This window comes from Phyllobacterium sp. T2-21, assembly GCF_055378485.1.
The window spans coordinates 1548544-1571429 of sequence record NZ_AP027912.1; the positions used below are offsets into that span (position 1 = coordinate 1548544).

At 59.4% G+C, this 22886-nt stretch carries 23 protein-coding genes; 15 read left to right on the forward strand and 8 right to left on the reverse strand.

Annotation, left to right across the window (positions count from 1 at the left end; all coding sequences use genetic code 11):
• Nucleotides 1-6: 6 nt before the first annotated feature.
• Nucleotides 7-744 carry a TlyA family RNA methyltransferase gene (locus ACZ5FP_RS07765; protein WP_464662925.1) on the forward strand — a complete coding sequence of 246 codons (738 nt, stop codon included), beginning with the start codon at nt 7-9 and terminating at the stop codon, nt 742-744.
• A 7-nt stretch (nt 745-751) separates the two neighbouring features.
• Nucleotides 752-1981, forward strand: a complete 1230-nt coding sequence (locus ACZ5FP_RS07770) for a class I SAM-dependent RNA methyltransferase (protein WP_464662926.1) — start codon at nt 752-754, stop codon at nt 1979-1981.
• A gap of 16 nt (nt 1982-1997) precedes the next feature.
• On the opposite strand, the gene tldD is transcribed toward ACZ5FP_RS07770, so the two are convergent.
• Nucleotides 1998-3410 carry a metalloprotease TldD gene (gene tldD / locus ACZ5FP_RS07775; RefSeq protein WP_403170390.1) on the reverse strand — a complete coding sequence of 471 codons (1413 nt, stop codon included), beginning with the start codon at nt 3408-3410 and terminating at the stop codon, nt 1998-2000.
• 80 nt (nt 3411-3490) lie between these two features.
• Nucleotides 3491-4030 carry an invasion associated locus B family protein gene (locus ACZ5FP_RS07780; protein WP_464662927.1) on the reverse strand — a complete coding sequence of 180 codons (540 nt, stop codon included), beginning with the start codon at nt 4028-4030 and terminating at the stop codon, nt 3491-3493.
• A gap of 363 nt (nt 4031-4393) precedes the next feature.
• On the opposite strand from ACZ5FP_RS07780, the gene coxB reads away from it, so the two are divergent.
• The 11 genes from coxB (at nt 4394) to rnhA (ending at nt 13534) form a co-directional block, all read left to right on the forward strand.
• Nucleotides 4394-5239: a cytochrome c oxidase subunit II gene (gene coxB / locus ACZ5FP_RS07785; RefSeq protein WP_105737343.1), complete on the forward strand. Its 846-nt coding sequence runs from the start codon at nt 4394-4396 to the stop codon at nt 5237-5239.
• Between the two features lie 39 nt (nt 5240-5278).
• Nucleotides 5279-6931, forward strand: a complete 1653-nt coding sequence (gene ctaD / locus ACZ5FP_RS07790; RefSeq protein WP_346306384.1) for a cytochrome c oxidase subunit I — start codon at nt 5279-5281, stop codon at nt 6929-6931.
• Nucleotides 6932-7008: 77 nt separating this feature from the next.
• A complete protein-coding gene (cyoE, locus tag ACZ5FP_RS07795; RefSeq protein ID WP_223611537.1) occupies nt 7009-7953 on the forward strand; it encodes a heme o synthase in 945 nt (314 codons plus the stop codon).
• 1 nt (nt 7954) lies between these two features.
• Nucleotides 7955-8110 carry a hypothetical protein gene (locus ACZ5FP_RS07800; protein WP_165401776.1) on the forward strand — a complete coding sequence of 52 codons (156 nt, stop codon included), beginning with the start codon at nt 7955-7957 and terminating at the stop codon, nt 8108-8110.
• Nucleotides 8110-8751 carry a cytochrome c oxidase assembly protein gene (locus ACZ5FP_RS07805; protein WP_403170395.1) on the forward strand — a complete coding sequence of 214 codons (642 nt, stop codon included), beginning with the start codon at nt 8110-8112 and terminating at the stop codon, nt 8749-8751. Before ACZ5FP_RS07800 ends, ACZ5FP_RS07805 begins: the two co-directional genes overlap by 1 nt.
• A gap of 58 nt (nt 8752-8809) precedes the next feature.
• The gene (locus ACZ5FP_RS07810; protein WP_223611535.1) at nt 8810-9688 is read left to right on the forward strand and encodes a cytochrome c oxidase subunit 3; all 879 of its coding nucleotides are present in this window, start codon (nt 8810-8812) and stop codon (nt 9686-9688) included.
• 193 nt (nt 9689-9881) lie between these two features.
• On the forward strand, nt 9882-10277 hold the full coding sequence (locus ACZ5FP_RS07815) for a DUF983 domain-containing protein (RefSeq protein ID WP_223611534.1): 396 nt from the start codon (nt 9882-9884) through the stop codon (nt 10275-10277).
• A gap of 7 nt (nt 10278-10284) precedes the next feature.
• A complete protein-coding gene (locus ACZ5FP_RS07820; RefSeq protein WP_464662928.1) occupies nt 10285-11052 on the forward strand; it encodes an SURF1 family protein in 768 nt (255 codons plus the stop codon).
• Between the two features lie 51 nt (nt 11053-11103).
• Nucleotides 11104-12111: a 4-hydroxy-3-methylbut-2-enyl diphosphate reductase gene (gene ispH / locus ACZ5FP_RS07825; protein ID WP_346306381.1), complete on the forward strand. Its 1008-nt coding sequence runs from the start codon at nt 11104-11106 to the stop codon at nt 12109-12111.
• 2 nt (nt 12112-12113) lie between these two features.
• On the forward strand, nt 12114-13094 hold the full coding sequence (locus ACZ5FP_RS07830; protein WP_464662929.1) for a homoserine kinase: 981 nt from the start codon (nt 12114-12116) through the stop codon (nt 13092-13094).
• A complete protein-coding gene (rnhA, locus tag ACZ5FP_RS07835) occupies nt 13091-13534 on the forward strand; it encodes a ribonuclease HI (protein WP_105737018.1) in 444 nt (147 codons plus the stop codon). Before ACZ5FP_RS07830 ends, rnhA begins: the two co-directional genes overlap by 4 nt.
• A gap of 57 nt (nt 13535-13591) precedes the next feature.
• Here the strand turns inward: rnhA and ACZ5FP_RS07840 are convergent, their stop codons facing one another.
• A complete protein-coding gene (locus tag ACZ5FP_RS07840) occupies nt 13592-14077 on the reverse strand; it encodes a peroxiredoxin (protein WP_223611529.1) in 486 nt (161 codons plus the stop codon).
• 76 nt (nt 14078-14153) lie between these two features.
• Nucleotides 14154-15023, reverse strand: a complete 870-nt coding sequence (locus ACZ5FP_RS07845) for a protein-disulfide reductase DsbD domain-containing protein (RefSeq protein WP_464662930.1) — start codon at nt 15021-15023, stop codon at nt 14154-14156.
• A 112-nt stretch (nt 15024-15135) separates the two neighbouring features.
• Here ACZ5FP_RS07845 and ACZ5FP_RS07850 point away from each other — a divergent pair, with 112 nt between their 5' ends.
• Nucleotides 15136-15738, forward strand: a complete 603-nt coding sequence (locus tag ACZ5FP_RS07850; protein ID WP_223611527.1) for a YqgE/AlgH family protein — start codon at nt 15136-15138, stop codon at nt 15736-15738.
• Nucleotides 15739-15741: 3 nt separating this feature from the next.
• Here ACZ5FP_RS07850 and ACZ5FP_RS07855 read toward each other — a convergent pair whose 3' ends face one another.
• Genes ACZ5FP_RS07855 through thrC form a run of 4 tightly spaced genes read right to left on the reverse strand, consistent with a single transcriptional unit; the run spans nt 15742 to nt 21965 of the window.
• The gene (locus tag ACZ5FP_RS07855; RefSeq protein ID WP_223612378.1) at nt 15742-18621 is read right to left on the reverse strand and encodes an EAL domain-containing protein; all 2880 of its coding nucleotides are present in this window, start codon (nt 18619-18621) and stop codon (nt 15742-15744) included.
• 35 nt (nt 18622-18656) lie between these two features.
• Complete coding sequence (locus ACZ5FP_RS07860; protein ID WP_426137223.1) at nt 18657-19241, reverse strand: GNAT family N-acetyltransferase; 585 nt, start codon at nt 19239-19241, stop codon at nt 18657-18659.
• A gap of 20 nt (nt 19242-19261) precedes the next feature.
• Nucleotides 19262-20557: a M16 family metallopeptidase gene (locus ACZ5FP_RS07865; RefSeq protein ID WP_464662931.1), complete on the reverse strand. Its 1296-nt coding sequence runs from the start codon at nt 20555-20557 to the stop codon at nt 19262-19264.
• 10 nt (nt 20558-20567) lie between these two features.
• The gene (thrC, locus tag ACZ5FP_RS07870; protein ID WP_464662932.1) at nt 20568-21965 is read right to left on the reverse strand and encodes a threonine synthase; all 1398 of its coding nucleotides are present in this window, start codon (nt 21963-21965) and stop codon (nt 20568-20570) included.
• Nucleotides 21966-22092: 127 nt separating this feature from the next.
• Here thrC and ACZ5FP_RS07875 point away from each other — a divergent pair, with 127 nt between their 5' ends.
• Entirely contained in the window at nt 22093-22686 is a 594-nt protein-coding gene (locus ACZ5FP_RS07875; RefSeq protein WP_223611523.1) for a hypothetical protein, read from the forward strand.
• The last annotated feature ends 200 nt before the right edge of the window (nt 22687-22886 follow it).

The following is a 22886-nucleotide window of genomic DNA, read 5'->3' on the forward strand; positions in this document are numbered from 1 at the left end:
GCGGCAATGCGGCTGGATCAACTGCTTGTCGAAAAGGGCCTGTTTGCCAGCCGTTCGCGGGCAAGAGACGCCATTGTGCGCGGCACGGTCACCGTCGACAATGCGGTGGTCACCAAGCCCGGAGCAACGTTTTCCGGTACGGCTGTCATCGGGGTTGACGACCCGGCAAGCGGTTACGTCTCGCGCGCCGCATTGAAACTGATTGCCGGTCTTGACTGGTTTTCCATCGATGTGCATGGCCTCAGTGCGCTGGATATCGGCGCATCCACCGGCGGTTTCACCCAGGTCCTGCTCGAGCGCGGCGCAACGCACGTCGTTGCCGTCGATGTCGGCCACGACCAGCTGCATGACAGCCTGCGCACCGATCCGCGCGTCACCAATCTCGAAGGCCTGAATGCACGGGTGCTGTCCCGCGATCATCTGGGTGGGCAAAGTATCGGGCTGGTGGTGTCGGATGTCAGCTTCATCTCGCTGAAACTCGCCCTGCCGCCCGCATTGGAATTGGCCGAACCCGGCAGTCACTGCGTCCTCCTGGTCAAGCCGCAGTTCGAGGCCGGCCGCGAGGCGATCGGCAAGGGTGGCATTTTGCGCGATCCAATGGATGGCGAACGCGTTGCAAATGCTCTAAGGAACTGGCTGGATGGATTGCCGGGCTGGAAAGCCCTGGGGCTGTGCCCTTCGCCCATAGAGGGCGGCGATGGCAATCGCGAATATCTTCTGGCCGGTTTGAAGAGAAAAGATTGAAGAGCTGATGAGCACGCGCGTAACAATTGAGCGGATGGGCGCCGGTGGCGACGGCATTGCCGCAACGACGGCAGGCAGTGTCTATGTGCCGTTCTCGCTGCCCGGCGAGGTCGCCAATGTCGCGCTGGAAAACGGCCGTGCAACGATGATGGCCCTGCTTGAGGCATCGGCAGAGCGGATCGATCCCGCCTGCCGCCATTTTGAGGAGTGCGGCGGTTGCGCGCTCCAGCATTGGCAGGACAGCGCCTATCAGGACTGGAAGCGTTCGCTCGTGCAGGACGCGCTCGGCGGGCGCGGACTGCAGTTCAAGCTCGATCCGCTCGTGCCCTGCGCGCCGCAGACCCGCCGCAGGGCAGTCTTTGCCGTCCGCACCAGCGACCATGGCGCCGTGCTCGGGTTCAACAGACACCAGAGCCACGAACTCATCGACATCACCGAATGTGCTGTCACGGTTCCGGAAATCGTTTCGCGGCTGGATGATCTGCGCGAAGTGGTTGCGGTGCTGGGCGGTGGCATGAAGCCGTTCAAGCTGACTGTCACCGCCACTGCTTCCGGGCTCGATATCACCGCATCGGGATGCGGCGCGCCTGATGCTGCCAAGCGGCATGCCCTGACGAACCTTGTTCTGAAAAAGGGTTTTGCCCGGTTGAGCTTCGAGGGTGAAATCATCGTCGAGCCGAAAAAGCCGCTGGTGCATTTCGGCAAGGTTCCGGTCTATCTTCCGGCCGGCGGATTCCTGCAGGCAACTGTCGAGGCGGAGGAGGCCATGGCTGCGCTGGTGACAGGGCATCTCGCCAAGGCCAAGAAAACCCTCGATCTGTTCTGCGGTTCCGGCACGTTCGCGTTGCGGATGGCGGAAAAGTCTGCCGTTCATGCCGTGGAAAGCGAACAGGTCGCGATTGATGCGCTGGATCGTGGCGCGCGTCATGTTCAGGGCCTGAAGCCGGTCAGCGTTGAGCGCCGCGATCTGTTCCGCCGGCCGTTTCTGGCGCGTGAGCTTGCGCCCTATACCGGACTGGTCTTCGACCCGCCACGCGCCGGTGCGGAAGCCCAGGCCATCGAGATTGCAAAATCGAATGTGCCGAAAGTGGCTGCGGTGTCCTGCAATCCGGTGACGCTCGGGCGCGATCTGAGCATCCTCGTCAAAGGCGGCTACAAGATCGACCGCGTCGTGCCGATCGACCAGTTTCTCTGGTCGTCGCATGTGGAAGCGGTGGCGCTGCTCTCAAAGAAATAGGGGGTGGGAAGGGCGGTCAGACCGCCGTTCCACCCACGGTCATCTGGTCCATGCGCAGGTGTGGCTGGCCGACGCCGACCGGCACCCACTGGCCGCCCTTGCCGCAATTGCCCATGCCCGTATCGAGCTGCAGATCGTTGCCGATCATGGAAATGCGCTGCATGGCATCGGGGCCATTGCCAATCAGCATCGCACCTTTGACCGGCGCGCCGATCCTGCCGTTCTCGATCATGTAGGCCTCTGTGCAGCCGAACACGAACTTGCCGGAGGTGATATCCACCTGGCCGCCGCCGAACGAAACCGCATAGATGCCGTTCTTGACCGAGGCGATGATTTCTTCCGGCGTCTTGTCGCCGTCGAGCATGTAGGTGTTGGTCATGCGCGGCATCGGCGCGTGCGCATAGGATTCGCGCCGTCCGTTCCCGGTGGGCTGCATGCCCATCAGGCGCGCGTTCTGCCGGTCCTGCATATAGCCGACGAGAATACCGTCATCGATGAGAACGGTCTTGTTGGTCGGCATGCCTTCGTCGTCGACGGTCAGCGAGCCGCGACGCTCGGAAATCGTCCCGTCATCGACGACGGTAACGCCCTTCGATGCCACTTTCTGACCGAGCAGCCCGGCAAAGGCCGATGTCTTCTTGCGGTTGAAGTCGCCCTCGAGCCCGTGGCCGACCGCCTCGTGCAGCATCACGCCGGGCCAGCCGTTGGACAGGACAATATCGAATGTTCCCGCCGGGGCAGGAATGGCCTCGAGATTGACCAGAGCCTGGCGCAGCGCTTCATCCGCCGCATGCTGCCATTTTTCGGCAGTGATGAACTCGCCAAAACCCTTGCGCCCGCCCGCTCCATAGGAACCGCTTTCCTGCCGGTCGCCATCGCCGACGACAACGGAAACGTTGAGGCGCACCATGGGGCGGATGTCGCGGACGAAATGCCCGTCAGCACGCAGGATTTCGACCTGCTGCCACGATCCTGCCAATGATACGCTGACCTGCCGAACCTTCGGATCCTTGGCGCGTAGATAGGCGTCGATTTCCTGCAGCAGTTTGACCTTGGCCTCGAAACTGGGCGAGCCAATCGGGTTCTCGTCGCCGTAAAGACTGCGGTTGGTTCCGGGAGGGGCAGCGGTGTAGGCGCCAGCGTAGCCGGTGCGCACGGCCGAGGCCGCATCGGCGGCACGCTTGAGCGCGCCCAGCGAAAGCTCGCCCGCATGCGCATAGCCGACAGCTTCACCGGCAACAGCGCGCAGGCCAAATCCCTGATCCTGATTGAATGTGCCATTCTTCAGACGGCCATTGTCGAAGGCAAGACCTTCCGATTCCCGGTATTCGATGAAAAGCTCGCCGTCATCGGCGCCCTCAAGGCTTTGCTTGACGGTTTCGAGGATTTTTTCGCGCGGTGCGTCAAAACTGTCGATGAGGCTTTTCATGATCATTCATCCGTTCAGGTGATTATGAAGCGGATGTAGGGCCTCGCCCGGCCCGCTACAACAGAAAACTTATGGAGCGATCAGGGGAGGGCGTCGAAACCTTCGCCAAATCCATTGAGTTCGACGGGAATACCGATGCCTTCTTCCGGCGTCTGGAAGACGATGAAGGTTGCCGCCTTGCCGGTCTTGAAGGTCTGGACCAGCTGATCTTCCAGGATGACTTCCGCATAGCAGCCGTCTTCGAAGCAGCGGACGAAATAGGCGCGGCCGATATCCTTGCCATCCACGTTCAGGCCGAGCCCGTTGGGCAGGAGCACGCCGAGCGGTGCAAGCACGCGCAGGATCTTGGCCTTGTTGTCGGCGGTTTTGAGAACCACGACCGAAAGACCCATTTCCGGGCGATCCGCCGCGACGACATTCTGAATCAGGGCGCATTGCTCCGATTTCGCGCCTGCCGGCGTGTCGCACAGGATCGACCATGCGCCGTGTGTGGATTTGACCGTGCCGCTCTGCTGCGCTGCCATAGCACTGCCGGAAAAACCGGCAATGGACAGGGAAAGCAGACCGAGGGCGATGCTACGTAGCGCGAAAGAGGACATGTAGGCTCCAAAACGAATCATCCAGACGTTAAACCGCCACGGCCCGGATGAAAAGAATACCGCTCAAACACTCCCCAGCATACAGCGGCTCTGTCATCTCTGGTGTAATGCAAAAATGGCCGGATTGTGAGCCCTACACGTGTCGCTGGTCAAAATCGTCCGGAAAGTGAAAAAAGATACGTCTTTACAAGATGCTGTAATCCACAGGCGGCGCGCTGCGCGCAAAAATGCCGCACGGCATCACGTTCGCCTTCCTTGCGATGTAGGCTAATGTGTGATTTGAACGCGGCATATCGCCGGGCCACTTTTGAAGCCCGGTCTTAACGTATGGAATTGAAGCTTCATTCGGGAGATTTCTAGGTGAAGAAGAACATTGTCACGCTGATGGGTGTCCTGGGGGGCCTGTTAAGTGCCGGTACTGCATATGCTGCACAGCCTGAGCCTTGGCAGATGACGTTCCAGCCGGCAGGGTCTGCCATTATGGAGCAGATCATCTGGTTCGAGCACTATACATTGTGGTTCATCGTCCCGATTACACTGTTCGTGATGGTCCTTCTGGGCTGGGTCATGATTCGCTACCGCGCCAGTGCCAATCCGGTTCCGTCCAAGACGAGCCACAACACGGCGGTGGAAGTGGTCTGGACCGTTGGTCCGGTTGTTATTCTTCTGTTCCTGGCAATTCCGTCCTTCCAGCTTCTGACCGCGCAGTATTCGCCCGAAGAAGCCAAGATGACGATCAAGGCGACGGGTTACCAGTGGTATTGGGGATATGAATACCAGGTGGGTGATGCGCCAGTCTCCTTCGACTCCGTCATGCTCAAGGATGCCGATCGCGCTGCCGCAGGCAAGGAAGACCGCAAGGCCTATCCCCGTCTGCTTGCCGTAGACAATGAAATGGTTGTTCCTGTGAACACAACCGTTCGTCTTCTGGTGACGGGTGCCGACGTGATCCATTCCTTCTCGATGCCGGCCTTCGGCGTCAAGATGGATGCCGTCACCGGCCGCAGCAATGAAACATGGTTCAAGGCAGACAAGGAAGGCATGTATTATGGTCAGTGCTCGCAGATTTGCGGCAAGGATCATGCGTTCATGCCGATTGCGATCCATGTGGTTTCGCAAAGCCAGTATGATGCGTGGTTTGCTGCTGCCGGGAAGGATCTTCCAGGCGCATACAAGACACTCACCGCTAAAATCGACGCAGACAAGAACATAAACGTAGCCGGCAACTGAGCTGGTTGACGCGAATTATTGAGGAACGGGAGCACTTTGATGGCAGGTTCTGCAGCTCACGAGGACCATGGCGCCCATAAGCCGACAGGCTGGACGCGCTGGGTTTATTCGACCAACCACAAGGATATCGGCACGCTCTATCTGATCTTCGCGATCGTTGCCGGCATCATTGGCGGTTGCCTTTCGATCGCCATGCGTGCCGAGCTTCAGCAGCCCGGCATCCAGATTTTCAGCGGTCTTGCATCGATGGTCTACGGCTTCCAGGGTGACGCCGCCATCGATGGTGGCAAGCAGATGTACAATGTGTTCTCGACGGCGCATGGTCTGGTCATGATCTTCTTCATGGTCATGCCTGCGCTGATCGGCGGTTTCGCCAACTGGATGGTTCCGATCATGATCGGTGCGCCTGACATGGCCTTCCCGCGCATGAACAACATCTCGTTCTGGCTGCTTCCGCCCGCGCTGCTTCTGCTCCTCCTGTCCATGTTCGTTCCGGGTCCTGCCGGCGGCTACGGCACGGGCGGCGGCTGGACCATCTATCCGCCGTATTCGACAACCGGCCAACCCGGCCCGGCGATGGATTTTGCCATCCTGTCGCTGCACATTGCCGGTGCATCGTCGATCCTGGGTGCGATCAACTTCATCACCACGATCTTCAACATGCGTGCCCCCGGCATGACGCTGCACAAGATGCCGCTGTTTGCCTGGTCCGTGCTGATCACCGCATTCCTGCTGCTGCTGGCTCTGCCGGTTCTGGCAGGCGGCATCACCATGCTTTTGACCGACCGCAACTTCGGCACGACGTTCTTCTCGCCGGAAGGTGGCGGTGATCCGCTGCTGTTCCAGCACCTCTTCTGGTTCTTCGGTCATCCCGAAGTGTACATCATGATCCTGCCGGCCTTCGGCATCATCAGCCACATCGTCTCGACATTCTCGCGCAAGCCGATCTTCGGTTATCTCGGCATGGCCTATGCCATGGTTGCCATCGGCGTGGTCGGCTTCATCGTCTGGGCGCACCACATGTATACGGTTGGCCTTTCGCTCGACACACAGCGTTACTTCGTCTTCGCGACGATGGTCATCGCCGTGCCGACGGGCGTGAAGATCTTCTCATGGATCGCGACCATGTGGGGCGGTTCCATCGAGTTCAAGCCGCCGATGGTCTGGGCAATCGGCTTCATCTTCCTGTTCACCGTTGGTGGTGTGACAGGTGTGCAGCTGGCCAATGCCGGTCTCGACCGTGCGATGCATGACACCTACTACGTGATCGCGCACTTCCACTACGTGCTGTCGCTGGGCGCTGTGTTCGGAATTTTCGCAGGCTGGTACTACTGGTTCCCGAAGATGACCGGCTACATGTACAATCACACCATTGCGCACACGCACTTCTGGGTGATGTTCGTCGGCGTTAACCTGGTGTTCTTCCCGCAGCATTTCCTCGGACTTGCCGGCATGCCGCGCCGCTACATCGACTATCCCGATGCATTCGCCGGCTGGAATGAAGTATCGTCCATCGGTTCCTATATCTCCGGTGTTGCCGTGCTGATCTTCCTCTTTGGTGTCTTCGAGGCTTTTGCCAAGAAGCGTGAAGCCGGCGCCAACCCCTGGGGTCCAGGTGCGACCACACTGGAATGGCAGCTGTCTTCGCCGCCCCCGTTCCATCAGTGGGAACAGCTTCCACGCATCAAGTAACAATACAACCGGGCCGCTGAACCCCAGCGGCCCGGGCATCTTCAAGTTGAAACGACCGAAACAACAAGACTGATCGAATGGCCCTGATTGAGAAAAACGCAACCGTAGATACCGCGATTGGCCTGTCTGAAGCCAATGCGTCGGACTATATTGCCTTGCTCAAGCCGCGCGTGATGTCACTGGTTGTCTTCACCGCCATTGTCGGCATGATGGCCGCGCCCGGTCATATCAATCCCATTCTCGGTGTTATCGCCATTCTCTGCATCGCCGTCGGTGCCGGAGCCTCGGGCGCGCTGAACATGTGGTACGATTCCGATATCGATGCCGTGATGAAGCGCACCGCCAATCGTCCCATTCCGGCCGGCCGGATCACGCGCGAAGAGGTACTGACCTTCGGTCTGCTGCTGTCCGCGTTCTCGGTGGTCACGCTCGGCCTTTTCGTCAATCTTCTCTCCGCGTTCCTGCTGGCCTTCACCATCTTCTTCTATGCGGTGGTCTATACGATGTGGCTGAAGCGCTCGACGCCGCAGAACATCGTCATCGGCGGAGCTGCGGGTGCATTTCCGCCCATGATCGGCTGGGCTGCCGTGACCAATTCGGTCGGCATCGAAAGCATCGTGCTTTTCCTCATCATCTTCCTGTGGACGCCGCCGCATTTCTGGGCGCTGTCGCTGTTCATGTCGGATGATTACGAGAAAGCCAAAATCCCGATGATGCCCAATGTCATGGGCGAAGCGTCGACGAAGTTCCAGATTTTTCTCTACACGCTGCTGGTGGCGCCGGTTGCCGTGCTGCCATGGGTCATGGGTTTTGCCGGCATTGTCTATGGCGTGTTTTCCATCGGCGCCGGAGCAATGTTCCTTTTTTACGCCTGGACCGTCTGGCGTGCGCCGGTTGGTGCGCCGATGATCAAGCCGGCGAAGAAGATGTTCGCTTTCTCGATCTTCTATCTTTTCAGTCTCTATGCCGTACTTCTCGGCGAAATCCTTGTGCGCAAAGCACTTTTCCTGGCAGGTGCATGACATGAGTGATGATCGCGTTACACTGACACCCAAACAGAAAAGGGCGCAGCGCAGCCGCTCCATCGCGCTTGCCCTGGCCTTGGCCGCGTTTGTGATCCTCGTTTATGTCGGCACATGGGCCAAGCTCGGTGCCAGGATTCTCGAACGGCAGATGTGATGAGCGCTCCTGTGGAAGATAACCAGACACCAGCCGCGGATAGCACCCCTGCGCCAAAGCGCCGGGTTTCCGACCGGACGATCGCGATTTCCTGCCTTGCCTTCTTCTTCGGCATGGTTGGCATGGCTTTTGCGGCCGTGCCGCTCTACGCCATGTTCTGTCAGGTCACCGGTTATGGCGGCACGACCCAGCGGGTCGAGCAGATGTCCGACACGATCCTCGACAAGAAGATCACGGTTCGCTTTGACGCCAATACATCTGATGGGTTGGCGTGGCAGTTCAAGCCGGTGCAGCGCGAAGTGACGATGAACATTGGCGAGACCAAGCTCATTCACTATGAAGCGATCAACAAGCTGGACAAGCCGTCTGCCGGCCGTGCAGCCTTCAATGTCACGCCGCAGGCCGCCGGTGCCTATTTCAACAAGGTCGAGTGCTTCTGCTTCACCGACACTGTGCTGAAGCCGGGCGAAGACATGCAGATGCCCGTCGTTTTCTTCGTCGATCCGGATATCGTCAATTCGGAAGAACTGAAGGGCGTCAACACGATTACCCTGTCCTACACATTCTTTCCGATCGCGATGCCGGCACCGGTTGCCGCCAGTGCGGACGTGAAGAAAGACAAGCCGTCGGGACAGCTTTGAACTTGCGCTGACATTTTGTCAGTGGCTAAACAGATGAATAGAACTTGCGGGGGTTAAAATGGCCGAAGCGCACACAAAGAACCACGACTACCACATTATCGACCCAAGCCCATGGCCATTCCTAGGCTCTGTCGGTGCTTTTGTCATGGCTATCGGCGGCATCGCTTACATGCGCTATCACAGCGGCGGGGAATTGCCGCTCTTTGGGCATAACCTGGCACAGCCATGGTTGTTCTTCATCGGCCTGGCCATCGTTCTCTACACCATGTTCGGCTGGTGGTCGGATACCATCCGGGAGAGCAAGGAAGGGCACCACACCCGCGTCGTTTCCCTGCACCTGCGCTATGGCATGATCATGTTCATCGCGTCGGAAGTGATGTTCTTCGTTGCCTGGTTCTGGGCCTTCTTCGATGCCAGCCTGTTCCCGGGCGAAGCTGAGCAGGTTGCCCGTGCGGCATTCACCGGCGGTCACTGGCCTCCCAAGGGCATCGAAGTTCTCGATCCGCTGCATCTGCCGCTGTACAACACCATCATCCTGCTGCTGTCCGGTACGACGGTCACCTGGGCGCACCATGCGCTGATCCACAAGGACCGCAAGGGCCTGATCACCGGCCTGACGCTGACTGTCCTGCTCGGCATGCTCTTCTCGTTCGTGCAGGGCTACGAGTACATGCACGCACCGTTCGCGTTCAAGGATTCGATCTACGGCGCGACGTTCTTCATGGCCACGGGTTTCCATGGCTTCCACGTGATCATCGGAACGATCTTCCTGCTGGTCTGCCTGCTGCGCGCCATGCGCGGCGATTTCACCCCGCAGAAGCATTTCGGCTTCGAGGCTGCCGCCTGGTACTGGCACTTCGTTGACGTGGTCTGGCTGTTCCTGTTCTTCTCGATCTACGTCTGGGCCTCATGGGGCGCGACGCTGGCCGTCGAATAAGCAAGCCGCTGCAAACAGAAATAAAGAGGGCGGTCATGGAAACATGGCCGCCCTTACTGTTTGGGCACAATCCCGATGAGGGGTGGGTGCTTCAACTTATCGACTGGACAGAGGGGTGCAATGGCGTCACTAATCGCGCAATGGATGAAATCTGGGCGCTGGTCCAGGATGGAACACCGATCGAGACCAACCCATGAGTGAAGACAGAGCCCTTTATCCGCCAGTTGACCCGTTCACTGCGGGCGTCAAGGCACGTTGCCCCCGCTGCGGACAGGGCAAGCTGTTTGATGGTTTTCTGACACCGGCCCGGCAATGCTCCAGCTGCGGGCTCGATTATTCCTTTATCGATTCGGGCGATGGTCCGGCCGTGCTGGTGATGCTGCTGATCGGGTTTATCGTCGTCGGTCTGGCGCTGTGGATGGAAGTCACGCTCGATCCGCCGCTTTGGGTGCATTTCATCCTGTGGATTCCGCTGGCGCTTGTGCTTTGCCTGACCGCTTTGCGCTGGATGAAAGGTGTCCTGATTGCCCTTCAATACAAACACAAGGCTGCGGAAGGGCGCCTTGATATTCCCGCGGCCCATGAGTGATATCGCAATGCCAGTAAGGCCCACCCGGTTTCCATGGATCACGCTGAGCCTCAGCGCTATCCTCTTTGTCATTCTGATCGGGCTCGGTACCTGGCAGGTGGAACGCCTGCAATGGAAGGAAGCGCTGCTGGCAACCATCGCCGCGCGCACCCATTCCGCACCGCAGCCACTGGTGGAGATCGAAAAGATCTGGGCGCAGGACCATGATGTCGAATACCGTCCCGTGACAGTCACCGGGCGTCTGCTCAATGACCGCGAGCGGCATTTCTTCGCCACCTATGAGGGCTATTCCGGTTACTTCATCTATACCCCGCTGCAACTCGATGATGACCGGGCGGTTTTCGTCAACCGGGGCTTCGTGCCCTACGACCAGAAGAACGCGTCGACACGCCAACAGGGCGAAGTGGCGGGACCGGTGACCGTCACCGGGCTAGCGCGCAATCCGTTGGCTGGAAAACCGTCCTCCATTCTTCCCGATAATGATCTCGTCAAGAACATCTATTTCTGGAAAGACCTGCCTGTTATGGCGGCGCAGTCCAGCATCAATCCGGAACAGCTGGTGCCGTTCTTCATCGATGCCGACAAAACGCCCAATCCCGGCGGCTTTCCCATCGGCGGTGTCACCATCATCGATCTTCCCAACAGCCATCTGCAATATGCGGTCACGTGGTATGGTCTGGCGGCGACGCTGCTGACCATCGTGATCATCTCCATGGTGCGGCGCAGACAGGGCGACAAAGCAGAAACTCAACCTTCGGACTTGACTTCCCGTTGATTGCCGCCCAATTCCATGGGCACATCCAACGCCCCGACTTCCGCGAGACCTATGACCATGGCTGACAAGAAACCACTGACAATCCGCCTGTGCGGACCGCGCGGATTTTGCGCCGGGGTGGATCGCGCCATCCAGATCGTCGTCCTGGCGCTGAAGAAATACGGTGCGCCGGTCTATGTCCGGCACGAGATCGTGCACAACCGCTATGTGGTGCAGGGCCTGCAGGCGCGCGGTGCCGTTTTCGTCGAAGAACTCGACGAAATCCCGGCAGAACATCGCAGCCAGCCCGTGGTTTTCTCTGCGCACGGCGTGCCGAAGTCGGTGCCGGAAGACGCGGAACACAAGAACCTGTTTTATCTCGATGCCACCTGTCCGCTTGTCTCCAAGGTGCACAAGCAGGCCATGCGCCATCAGCGGCTTGGGCGGCACGTCATTCTGGTCGGCCATTCCGGTCATCCTGAAGTCATCGGAACGATGGGGCAATTGCCGGAGGGCGCGGTAACATTGATCGAAACCATCGAAGATGCTGAGAACTATCAGCCGGCGGACCCGAAGAACCTCGGCTTCGTCACGCAAACAACGCTGTCGGTCGATGACACTGCCGGGATCATCGCCGCCTTGCAGAGCCGTTTCCCGGATTTGACTGCGCCGGCGGCCGAATCCATCTGCTATGCCACGACGAACCGTCAGGACGCTGTGAAGGCGGCAGCGCCCGGTTGCGATCTGTTCCTCGTCGTCGGTGCGCCGAATTCGTCCAATTCGAAGCGGCTGGTCGAGGTTGCAGAGCGCTCCGGTGCTTCGCAATCGCTGCTGGTGCAGCGGGCCGCGGATATCGACTGGGACCTGATCGGCGATATTGCGACCGTCGGCCTCTCCGCCGGTGCGTCCGCACCTGAAATCATTGTCGATGAAATCATCCAGTCCTTTTCGGAGCGCTATTCCGTGTCGATTGAACTTGCCGAGACGACCATCGAAACCGAGAATTTCCATGTCATGCGCGATCTGCGCGATGTGGAACTGACCAGCGGCGACATGGCATTCGTCAACGGAAGTCACTGATTATGGCTGTCTATACCGATATCAACGAAATCGATCTCGCGCACTTCCTTCGGGATTATGACATCGGCAACCTGCTCTCCTACAAGGGCATCGCCGAAGGCGTCGAGAATTCCAACTATCTGCTGCATACGAGCAAGGGCTCCTACATCCTGACGCTCTATGAAAAGCGGGTAAACAGCAATGATCTGCCGTTCTTTCTGGGGCTGATGCAGCACCTTGCGGGGAAGGGGATCAGCTGTCCCTTGCCCGTCGGGCAGAAGAACGGTTCCAGCATCGGCGAACTCGCGGGCCGCCCGGCCGCCATCGTGACCTTCCTTGAAGGCATGTGGATGCGCAGGCCCACGGTGCAGCACTGCCACGCGCTGGGAGAGGCGCTGGCGCGCATGCACGTGGCGGGGGCGGATTTCCCCATGCGTCGCAAAAACGCGCTCTCCGTCGCCGGCTGGCGGCCATTGTGGAACAATTCAAAGGCCAATGCCGACCGGGTCGAGCCGGGCCTCGCCAGCGAGACCGAAGCCGATCTGGCTTTCTTCGAAGCCCATTGGCCGCAACACCTGCCGGCCGGCGTCATCCATGCCGATCTTTTCCCGGACAACGTCTTCTTTCTCGGCGACAAGCTTTCCGGCCTGATCGATTTCTATTTCGCCTGCACGGATCTGCTCGCCTATGATGTTGCGGTCTGCCTGAATGCCTGGTGCTTTGAAAAGGACCATTCCTTCAATCTGACCAAGGGCACGGCATTGCTGCGCGGTTATAATTCCGTTCGCCCGCTGTCGGCGGAGGAGGCGGAGGGCCTGCCCATCCTCGCGCGCGGCTCGGCGCTGCGTTTCATGCTCACCCGGCTCTATGACTGGCTGACCGTTCCCGAGGGCAGTTTCGTCGTCAAGAAGGACCCGATGGAATATGTCCGCCGCATGCGCTTCCATCGCCAGATCAAATCCGCCGAAGAATATGGCCTTCTGCCAGCGGGTGCCGCCTCGTGAAGTCGATACAGGTTTTTACCGATGGCGCCTGTTCCGGCAATCCCGGCCCTGGCGGCTGGGGCGCGGTTCTGCGCTGGAACGGCAATGAGAAAGAGCTTTCCGGCGGTGAAGCGGATACCACCAATAACCGCATGGAGCTGATGGCGGCCATTGCCGCGCTCAATGCGCTGAAGGAGCCTTGTTCGGTCGATCTCTATACGGATTCGGTCTATGTCCGTGATGGCATTTCCGGTTGGATCGAGGGCTGGAAGCGCAACGGCTGGAAAACCGCCGCCAAGAAGCCCGTGAAGAATGCCGAGCTTTGGCAGGCGCTTGATGAGGCACGCAAGCGCCACAAGGTTGTCTGGCACTGGGTCAAGGGCCATGCCGGGCACCCGGAGAACGAGCGTGCCGACGAGCTTGCCCGAACCGGCATGGCGCCGTTCAAAAACAAATCCTGAGCAAACAAAAGGGCCGGTCAGACCGGCCCCCCTTGCATGGGTTGGCTCTGTCGCTGTTTACAGCTGGCCGAGCAGGGTCGCTGCACTTGAGGTCACAGCCTGACCGGGCGAGTCCTCGATGTTGAGTTCTTTGACCACGCCATCCTCAACCAGCATGGAATAGCGCTTGGAGCGCACGCCCATCGTGCCGGCAGCAAGGTCGATATCCAGGCCGACAGCCTTGGTGAAGGTCGCATTGCCATCGGACAGGTACTGAATCTTGCCTTCGCCATTGGTGGCCTTGGCCCAGGCGCCCATCACATGCGGATCGTTAACGGCGACAACGGCGATGGTGTCGACGCCCTTGGCCAGAATGGCATCGCGGTTTTCAAGATAACCCGGCAGATGGTTCATGCTGCAGGTCGGGGTGAAGGCACCCGGTACAGCGAAAAGCACCACCTTCTTGCCCTTGAACAGGGTGTCCGAGCTGACTTCGCTGACACCGTCATCGGATTTTGTCTTGAACGTGGCGTCCGGCAAACGCTCGCCTACCTTGATTGTCATGAATTGGCTCCATATGAACAAAATTAGCCCTATGCAGATAGGGCGTGCATGACCAAAAGTCGAGGGTAGACCGGTGCTATTCCTGTGCCTCAAGCTTGCCTGAAACCGCCTTCTCGCCCTGGACCAGGGTGTAGTTCAGCGTCACGGCCTTCTTGTCCTTGCCGGTGAGAACCGGCACCGAGAACACGGCGGTTGTCGTCTCGCGGCTTTTCAGTTTCGCCATGCCGAACGTCACGCCGCCCTCGCCGGCAACGAAGAGGTCGGTCTGCGGCTGATCCGTCGGCAGCTGAACGGTAACCTTGACATGATCATCCCGGCGCACGGCGCTTTTCACGCCGAACGAAGCCGATGCCTTGTCGGGCAGGGCGGCAAATGCATCGCTGACAAGCGTTTTCGTCAGCGCATCCGACGGGCTGTTGTCGATGGAAATATCGAATTCGGCGGTGACGGGAATGCAGATCGCCTCGCAGATACCGAGAAACGCATGGCCCTTGAACTGGGCTGGTTTGGAGGGGTCGGCGAGTGTCAGGATAACCGGCAGTGCCACGGATTTCTTGTATCCTGACCACTTCGAAGTGCCGTCTTCAAACCGGTGCGGCGCTGGGAACCCGAGCGAATAGCTTTTGATGTTGCCCTCCTGGGAGAGCGCGAGTTCCGGCGGCACACCGGCATCGCCGGGCTCGCGCCAGTAGGTTTTCCAGCCCGGATCGAGATTGATCTGCACCGCGCCATGTACCTCGCTCGCGCCCTTCTGGGGATTGTCGACTATCAGCCGGACGCTGCCGCCGGGTGTCTTTGTCCACTCGGAGGTTCCAGCCTGTGACGGCGAGGCAAAAGCCGCAACAGTCAACGCTGCAGCGAGAAAAATGGGCATGGTCGTGTTCATGCGCGGACCATTGCAGGCCTTTTCGGCCTTATCAAGGATGTCACGGAATTTGCTCATCATTTCTATGTGAGGCGCGCGTTATATCCTGCGCGAACGCGCCCGGATTGCGGCTCTTTTACAATTCCTCGTTCAAAACCGTTGTCATTTGCGCAATCCTTGATACCTTTATTCGATGGATATTTTCAGAACGGCGAACAAAGAGACCGGATTTCTGAATGGTCAATTCCTTCTGGCGATGCCGGGAATGGACGACAGCCGCTTCGCGCGTTCGGTTATCTACGTCTGTGCGCACTCGGAAAAGGGTGCCATGGGGCTGATCATCAATCGCCCCCAGGAGATGGAGTTCTCCGACATTCTCGTGCAGCTCGGCGTTCTCGATGAACATCAGGCCATCATGCTGCCTGACTGCACCCGCGATTTCATCGTGCGCAATGGCGGGCCGGTGGAGATGCGCCGCGGCTTTGTCCTGCATTCCGACGATTATCTGACGGATTCCACCATGCCGGTTTCGGAAGAGATTTGCCTGACAGGCACGGTGGATATTCTGCGTGCCATATCCGGCGGCCGCGGCCCGCGCTGCGCCCTGATGACCCTGGGTTATTCCGGCTGGGCGGCGGGGCAGCTTGAAAACGAGATCGCCAACAATGGCTGGCTTACCTGCCGCGCGCCGCAGGAACTGCTGTTCGACACCGATCTCGAGAGCAAGTACGACCGCTTGCTGGCGCATATGGGCGTTGACCCGTCACGCCTCGCTACCGTCGCCGGCCACGCCTGACCCCTACGATGCCTTTGACTGCTGGAACTGCTCGCGCAGCAGCTTTGTCGCGACATCGAGCGTCAGCGGCGGGCTGAACATGAAGCTCTGGGCGTATTCGCAGCCCATCTGGCGCAATTGCAGCGCGTCGCTCTCATTCTCGATCCCTTCCGTCACAACCGACAGTCCAAGGTCATGCGCCATGCTGATCATCGAGCGCAGCAGCGTGACTTTCTGCGGCTGTTCGGCCTTGAGGAATGACCGGTCGATCTTGATCATGTCGAAGGGGAACGAGGTGAGGTAGGAGAGGGATGAATAGCCCGTTCCGAAATCATCCAGCGATACGCCGACGCCCATGGCCTTGATGCTGGAGAGAACATGCGCGGACCGCTCGGGATTCTCCATCATCAGGGATTCCGTCAGTTCCAGTTTCAGGCTGGCCGGATCGATCTGTGTCTGGGTCAGCACGGAGCGCACATCGTCGATGAGATCCTGACGGATCAGCTGGCTGCTCGATATGTTCACCGAGACAAACAGCGGCGTGGCGCCGATGGTGCGCTGCCAATTGACGAGGTCTTCCGCCGCATGCTGCATGACGAACAGGCCAAGCTGCACGATCAGCCCCGAGCTTTCGGCAATCGGGATGAATTCGGATGGCGGTATCGAGCCGCGGCGCGGGTGATCCCAGCGCATCAGGGCTTCAAAACCGGCAATGGTGTTGTCCTCCAGCCGCACGATCGGCTGATAGGCAATGTGGATTTCGTGGCGCTCGAGCGCGCGGCGCAGGTCGGATTCGAGCTGCAGCTTGTCGCTGCCCACCGCCCGGAACGCCGGACGGAAGGGTTCGATCCGGTCGCCGCCAAAGCGTTTCGCCTGGAACATGGCAAGCTCGGCGTCCTTCACGAGATCTTCCGGAGAGGCCGTGCTGCCGCTGGTCCAGGTGATCAGGCCAAGCGATGCGGTCAGGACGATTTCGCGCTTGGCGAAGGCAATGGGCGCGCGGATGGCCTGTTTGACGGCTTCGGCAAAGGCGGCGATGCGCGCCGGCTCGACTTCCGATACCAGGATAAGGCCGAACTGATCGGCGGAGAGACGGCTCAACGTGTCCTGCGGCCGCAAAAGGCGATGCAGGCGCCGCGAGACGGTCAGAAGGAACGTATCGCCTGCCGACATGCCGAGCCCGTCATTGACCTGCTTGAAGCGGTCGATGTCGATGATGAACACGGTCGGGCGGATCTTGCTTTCGGTCTGTGCCATGGTGATGACGGAGCCGAGGCGGTCGAGGAACAGTTCGCGGTTGGGCAGGCCGGTCAGATTGTCGTGGACCGCGTCGTGCAGCAGGCGTTCTTCTGCCTTTTTCTGCTCGGTCACATCGATGAGGGTGCCGACGCAGCGGACAATCTCACCGTCGGAACCGATCACCGGGCGGGCTTTCAGCGTGTACCAGTAGTAGTGGCCGTCATTGGCGCGCAGGCGGAAGGTCTGTGAGATGCGGCCGCGGCGGTTTTCCAGAATGACGTCGAGCGTGGTGCGGAAACGGTCGCGGTCATCGGCATGCAGCGTTGGCAGCCAGTTGCGCACGGCGCCGTGCAGCGAGCTCGCCGAAGCGCCGAGGAAATTGGTAAGGTCCGGCGTCGTGACGACGCGGTCGCGCGGCACGTCCCAGTCCCAGACGATGTCGCCGGAACCGATGATGGCCAGCGCCTGCCGCTCCACGTCGGAGAACAGCCCCTGCTGCAGGGCGCCGCCGGAAAAGGCGTGCTGCATCACCGTGAACCCGATGAGGAGGACGATCAGCACGAGGCCGCCGCCGAGTGCCGGCTGGACGATGTCATTGGCAAGAATGCCGGAGACGGTCAGCCAGCTTCCCAGCAGCCAGACAAGCAGGAGCAGCCAGGTCGGTATGAGCATGATCGCCCGGTCGTAACTTCGGAATGAAAAGAAGCCGATGAGGACGATGCCGGCGATGACCGTCAGGGCAAAGGAAAAGCGCGCAATGCCGGACGCGATGGGCGGATCGAAGATGGCCACGCCGGAGAGAATGCCGAGACCCAGAATCCAGGTCAGCGCGCCGTAGCTGAAATTGTCGTGCCAGCGGTTGAGATTGAGATAGGTGAAGAGAAAGATCACCAGCGTCGCCGCAAGCGCCACTTCGGTGCCCGCCCGCCAGACCTGTTCGTTGCCGGGCGTGATCTCGATCAGCTTGTTCCAGAAGCCGAAATCCACGCAGATATAGGCAAGAACCGCCCAGGCCATGGCTGCGGTCGCCGGAAAAAGCGATGTTCCCTTGACGACAAAAAGAATGGTCAGGAACAGCGCGAGAAGCCCGGCAATACCGAGCAGGATGCCGCGATAAAGCGTGTAGGAATTGACCGTGTCCTTGTAGGCATTCGGCTCCCACACATAGACCTGCGGCAGGTTGGGCGAGGCGAGTTCGGCGACGAAGGTGATGACCGAGCCCGGATTGAGCGTGACCAGGAAAATATCGGCGTCTTCGCTGGCCTGCCTGTCGAGGGCAAAGCCCTCACTGGGGGTGATGGAGGTGATGCGCGTCGAGCCGAGATCCGGCCAGATGAAGCCCGATCCGACCAGGCGGAAATGCGGCGCGACGATCAGGCGGTCGATCTGTTCATCGGTGGGATTGGCCAGGGAGAAGGCCGCCCAGTCGCCTGTCGAGCGGCTGTCATTGGCCTGCACCTCGATGCGGCGGACAATGCCGTCAGTACCGGGCGCCGTGGAAATCTGGAAGGTCTCGCCCTGGTTCCGGTAAATCTCCACGGCCTTGGACAGATCGAGTGCAGTGCTTTCCTTGGTGATCTTGATGGTTTCAAAGGCGCTGGCAGCCGACAGCATGGACATCATCAAAAAGAGGAGGACAAAAATCCTCGATAGGCCTTTCAGCATGTGTCCGGTCAATGATGCCACGAATTCAACCTTCGTTATTTGGCGCGCACATCGTCTTCTATGAGCGAGAAGAGCAGATGGTCTTGCCACGTACCATTTATTTTCAGGTAGGAGCGTAGCAGTCCTTCCCTCTGAAATCCGGCTTTTTCGAGAAGGCGGATCGATCTTTCATTGCTTGGAATACAGGCGGCTTCCAGCCGGTGCAACCGGACTTTGGTAAAAGCGTGGGATATCAGCAGGCGCAGCGCTTCGCTCATATAGCCCTGACCGGCATAGGGCGCACCCATCCAGTAACCAATCATGCCGTTTTGACCGACACCCCGCCGGATGTTGCCAAGCGTGATGCCGCCGAGAAGGCGGGAATCTGAATTGTGGAAAAGAAAGAAGGGATGCGCCGTTCCCGCTGCCGCCTCGTCGTCATAGTGCCGAATCCGGTGGCGGAATGCGCTGCGTTCCAGATCGTCATCGGCCCACAGCGGTTCCCATGGTGCAAGGAAATCCCGGCTCGTTGCGCGCAAATTTGCCCAGGCCCGATAATCGGAAACCTGTGGAGGGCGCAGATAAAGCCGTTCGCCCTGCAGCAAGGGCGAAGCGCTTTTCAGGAAGGGCAGGGCGATCATGGCGATGTGCCGTTGACGCTCTAGACCGCTATTTTTCGTGGGCTCGGCGTTGCCGTTGCCAGCCCATGTCGAATATCAGGGAACTTCATCAAGGGGGCGATTGGACCAACGGCAGCCAAAGTCGGCGATGCGTCGATGAACAGCCGCCCGGCAAGATCGGTCAGGCGTTCCGTGGTGATCTTGGACAGGCGCTCCACCAGTTCCTCGGTGGAAACGGCATGGCCGTAGAGCAGCATCTGGCGGGCAATCTGTCCGGCCCGGCTTGCCGCGCTCTCATGCGACATCAGCAGGCTGGCGCGGTACTGCGCCCGCGCGCGGTTCAATTCGTCCTGCCCGATGTTGCGGGCCGCTTCGTGCAGTTCGTTGATGATGACGGGGACGAGCTTCTTCAGGTGACTGCGTCCGGTCGCGGCATGGATGCCGAAAACGCCGGTGTCGGAAAAACCCCAATGGAAGGCATAGACCGAATAGCACAGCCCGCGCTTTTCCCGCACTTCCTGAAACAGCCGCGAGGACATGCCGCCGCCAAGAATCATGGCAAGGAGCTGCGAGGCATAGAAATCGCGCACGTGATAGGCGCGGCCTTCGAAGCCGAGAACGACCTGCGCATCCATCAGGTCGCGCTGCTCGCGGAAGTCTCCGCCGACATAATGGGCGACATCGGGTTCCGGTGCCGTCGTCTTTGCCCGGAAAGAGCCAAGGCGGCTTTCCACTTCCCGGACGAAGTCGTCGTGCTTGACGCCGCCGGCCGCGACAACAACCATGCGCTCGGCGCTGTACTGGTCATCCATATAGCGGCGCAGATCGGCCGATGAAAAGGACTGGACGGTTTCCGGCGTGCCGAGAATGGTGCGCCCGATCGTCTGATTGCGGAAGGCGGTTTCGGTGAAGCGGTCGAAGACCACGTCGTCGGGCGTGTCATGCGCCGCGCCGATCTCCTGCATGATCACGTTCTTCTCGCGTTCCAGCTCTTCCGCGTCAAATTTGGAGCTGTTGAGAATGTCGGCGAGAATATCGATGGCCAGCGGCATGTCATCGCGCAGGACGCGGGCATAGAAGGATGTTGTTTCAACACTGGTGGCGGCGTTGATCTCGCCGCCCACATCCTCGATATCGGCGGCTATTTTCCAGGCGGAGCGATTTTCCGTTCCCTTGAAGGCCATATGTTCCAGAAGATGGGCAATACCGTGCTGATTGCTCGCCTCGTTACGTGATCCTGCCTTGACCCAGATGCCAAGGGCTACACTCTCCACATGCGGCATTGTCTCTGTCGCAATCGTCAGACCGTTGGAGAGGCGACTGATTTCAACGCCCATTCAATGCTCCTTACCTTGCCGCTCTTGAACGTCGGCTGACATACTCTTCCACATTTCTAAGGTCATTGGGAAGTACCGTATACTGTTCTTTTCGCTGCATGAGGTCGCCGAGCCAGAGCGGAAGCGCCGGATGAATGCCGCTTGCGGCTTCCACCGCATCGGGAAATTTGGCCGGATGCGCCGTCGCGAGAACAATGCTGGGTACGCCGGCGCCGACTTTTTCGCGTGCGACCTTCAGGCCGATGGCGGAATGCGGATCGAGCAGGTAGCCCGATTGTGCCAGAACATCCTTGATCACAAGGGCGGTATCCGCAGTGGTTGAGCGTCCCGCATCGAATTCGCTGCGGATTTTCGCAAGCGGCGCGTCGGCAATGGTAAAGCTGCCGGACTGCTTCAGACCGTCCATCAGGCGGCGAACCGCTGCGGCATCGCGGCCATGCGCCTCAAATAGCAGGCGTTCGAAATTCGACGAAACCTGAATGTCCATGGACGGCGAGGTGGTGTGGAAGACGCCGCGTGTTTCATATTTTCCCGTCTCGATTGTCCGGGTCAAAATATCGTTATCGTTGGTTGCGATCACCAGCCGGTCGATGGGAAGACCCATGCGCTTGGCGACATAGCCGGCAAAAATATCGCCGAAATTGCCGGTCGGGACCGTGAAGGAAACCGGCCGGTCCGGACTGCCGAGGGCAACCGCCGCGGTGAAGTAATAAACGATCTGCGGCATGATGCGCGCCCAGTTGATCGAGTTGACGCCCGACAACGACAGGGAGTCGCGGAAGTTCAGGTCGTTGAACATGCCTTTGACCAGCGACTGGCAGTCGTCGAAGTTGCCCTCGATGGCCAGAGCATGCACGTTGGACGCTGCCGATGTCGTCATCTGCCGCTGCTGCACCGGCGAGACGCGGTTGTGCGGGAACAGGATGAAGATGTCCGTGCGGTCACGATTGGCGAAGGCTTCGATGGCCGCGCCGCCCGTGTCGCCTGATGTGGCGCCGACAATGGTCGCGCGCTGGTCGCGTTTGGCAAGGATGTAGTCCATCAGCCGGGCGAGCAGCTGCATGGCGACATCCTTGAATGCAAGGGTGGGGCCATGGAAAAGTTCAAGGACGAATTCATTGTGGCCGGTCTGGATCAGCGGGCAGACCGCCTTGTGGCGGAACGTTGCGTAGGCTTCATGCACCATGCGCTCGAAATCCGCCTGATCGATATCGCCGGCAATGAACGGGGTGAGGACGCGGATTGCCACCTCTTCGTAGCTCTTGCCGCGCAAGGCGCGAATCTCTTCAGGGGAAAACTGTGGAAACTCCTGAGGCAGATAAAGGCCGCCATCGCGCGCCAGACCAGCCAGAAGGGCATCGGAAAAGCCCAAAACCGGCGCTTCTCCGCGAGTGCTTGCATATTTCATATCATTCGCCTTTTGTACCGCGCTTGCGAGCCAGCCAACTCCTGTGGCAGAAAGCTGGAAAGCACCGTCGCATTCTTACCTCACCGTTGGTATAGAACAGGTCCGTTCGTCAAGGAAAGTTCAGTTCATGAAGTCAGAAACACATAAATCTCTGCCCTTCTATCAACTTTGCGGCATGATTTTCGCTGTGGGTCTTGCGGGATGCTCCACCAGCGGTGCCAAGGATGCATCGAAGGATCCGGCAGTACAGGAAGCGCAGGCGCGTATCACCGCAACGGAACTGACCGCCTATTGCCCGCCGGTGACGATCCGTGAGGGAACAGCCATCTTTAACAATTACGGCAAGGCGCCAAAGGCACCGGAAAACCTGATCTATCAGGCATCGATCGCCGACGAGACGCGCTCCTGCCAGCGCAACGGCGGCGCGCTCGGGATGAATGTCGCCATTTCCGGCAAGGTCGTTCCCGGCCCGAAATTCAGCCCCGGCACGCTGACCATGCCGATCCGTGTTGCTGTCATGCAGGGATCGAATGTGCTGTATTCCAAGCTCTACCGGCAGCCGATTTCGGCGACCGATACCTCGGCCGCATCGCAGTTCATTTTCAACGACCCCAACGTCAGCTTCCCGACGCCGACGGCGAAGGACATTCAGGTCTTCATCGGATTTGACGAAGGCCCGGATGATTCCCAGGCAAAGACCAAGACGAAAAAGAAGAAGTAAAAACAAGGCTGGCGCAGCCGGCTTCATGAAAAAGGCACCGCTTTGGCGGTGCCTTTTGTTTTGTTTGAATGGCAGAAATCTGTGGTGCGTGGTTCGACAAGCTCACCATGAGGGAAGTGGTTTGGCTGCAATGCCAATCGCTAAGGTTGCAGAATAGTGCTCCCTGCAACCCTTACCCTCCTCATGGTGAGCTTGTCGAA

Bases quoted from the DNA above. Each gene is read 5' to 3' on its own strand.
- ACZ5FP_RS07765 (WP_464662925.1), top strand. From the start codon at position 7: ATGCGGCTGGATCAACTGCTTGTCGAAAAGGGCCTGTTTGCCAGCCGT.
- ACZ5FP_RS07770 (WP_464662926.1), top strand. From the start codon at position 752: ATGAGCACGCGCGTAACAATTGAGCGGATGGGCGCCGGTGGCGACGGC.
- tldD (WP_403170390.1), bottom strand. From the start codon at position 3,410: ATGAAAAGCCTCATCGACAGTTTTGACGCACCGCGCGAAAAAATCCTC.
- ACZ5FP_RS07780 (WP_464662927.1), bottom strand. From the start codon at position 4,030: ATGATTCGTTTTGGAGCCTACATGTCCTCTTTCGCGCTACGTAGCATC.
- coxB (WP_105737343.1), top strand. From the start codon at position 4,394: ATGGGTGTCCTGGGGGGCCTGTTAAGTGCCGGTACTGCATATGCTGCA.
- ctaD (WP_346306384.1), top strand. From the start codon at position 5,279: ATGGCAGGTTCTGCAGCTCACGAGGACCATGGCGCCCATAAGCCGACA.
- cyoE (WP_223611537.1), top strand. From the start codon at position 7,009: ATGGCCCTGATTGAGAAAAACGCAACCGTAGATACCGCGATTGGCCTG.
- ACZ5FP_RS07800 (WP_165401776.1), top strand. From the start codon at position 7,955: ATGAGTGATGATCGCGTTACACTGACACCCAAACAGAAAAGGGCGCAG.
- ACZ5FP_RS07805 (WP_403170395.1), top strand. From the start codon at position 8,110: ATGAGCGCTCCTGTGGAAGATAACCAGACACCAGCCGCGGATAGCACC.
- ACZ5FP_RS07810 (WP_223611535.1), top strand. From the start codon at position 8,810: ATGGCCGAAGCGCACACAAAGAACCACGACTACCACATTATCGACCCA.
- ACZ5FP_RS07815 (WP_223611534.1), top strand. From the start codon at position 9,882: ATGAGTGAAGACAGAGCCCTTTATCCGCCAGTTGACCCGTTCACTGCG.
- ACZ5FP_RS07820 (WP_464662928.1), top strand. From the start codon at position 10,285: ATGCCAGTAAGGCCCACCCGGTTTCCATGGATCACGCTGAGCCTCAGC.
- ispH (WP_346306381.1), top strand. From the start codon at position 11,104: ATGACCATGGCTGACAAGAAACCACTGACAATCCGCCTGTGCGGACCG.
- ACZ5FP_RS07830 (WP_464662929.1), top strand. From the start codon at position 12,114: ATGGCTGTCTATACCGATATCAACGAAATCGATCTCGCGCACTTCCTT.
- ACZ5FP_RS07840 (WP_223611529.1), bottom strand. From the start codon at position 14,077: ATGACAATCAAGGTAGGCGAGCGTTTGCCGGACGCCACGTTCAAGACA.
- ACZ5FP_RS07845 (WP_464662930.1), bottom strand. From the start codon at position 15,023: ATGATGAGCAAATTCCGTGACATCCTTGATAAGGCCGAAAAGGCCTGC.
- ACZ5FP_RS07850 (WP_223611527.1), top strand. From the start codon at position 15,136: ATGGATATTTTCAGAACGGCGAACAAAGAGACCGGATTTCTGAATGGT.
- ACZ5FP_RS07855 (WP_223612378.1), bottom strand. From the start codon at position 18,621: ATGCTGAAAGGCCTATCGAGGATTTTTGTCCTCCTCTTTTTGATGATG.
- ACZ5FP_RS07860 (WP_426137223.1), bottom strand. From the start codon at position 19,241: ATGATCGCCCTGCCCTTCCTGAAAAGCGCTTCGCCCTTGCTGCAGGGC.
- ACZ5FP_RS07865 (WP_464662931.1), bottom strand. From the start codon at position 20,557: ATGGGCGTTGAAATCAGTCGCCTCTCCAACGGTCTGACGATTGCGACA.
- thrC (WP_464662932.1), bottom strand. From the start codon at position 21,965: ATGAAATATGCAAGCACTCGCGGAGAAGCGCCGGTTTTGGGCTTTTCC.
- ACZ5FP_RS07875 (WP_223611523.1), top strand. From the start codon at position 22,093: ATGAAGTCAGAAACACATAAATCTCTGCCCTTCTATCAACTTTGCGGC.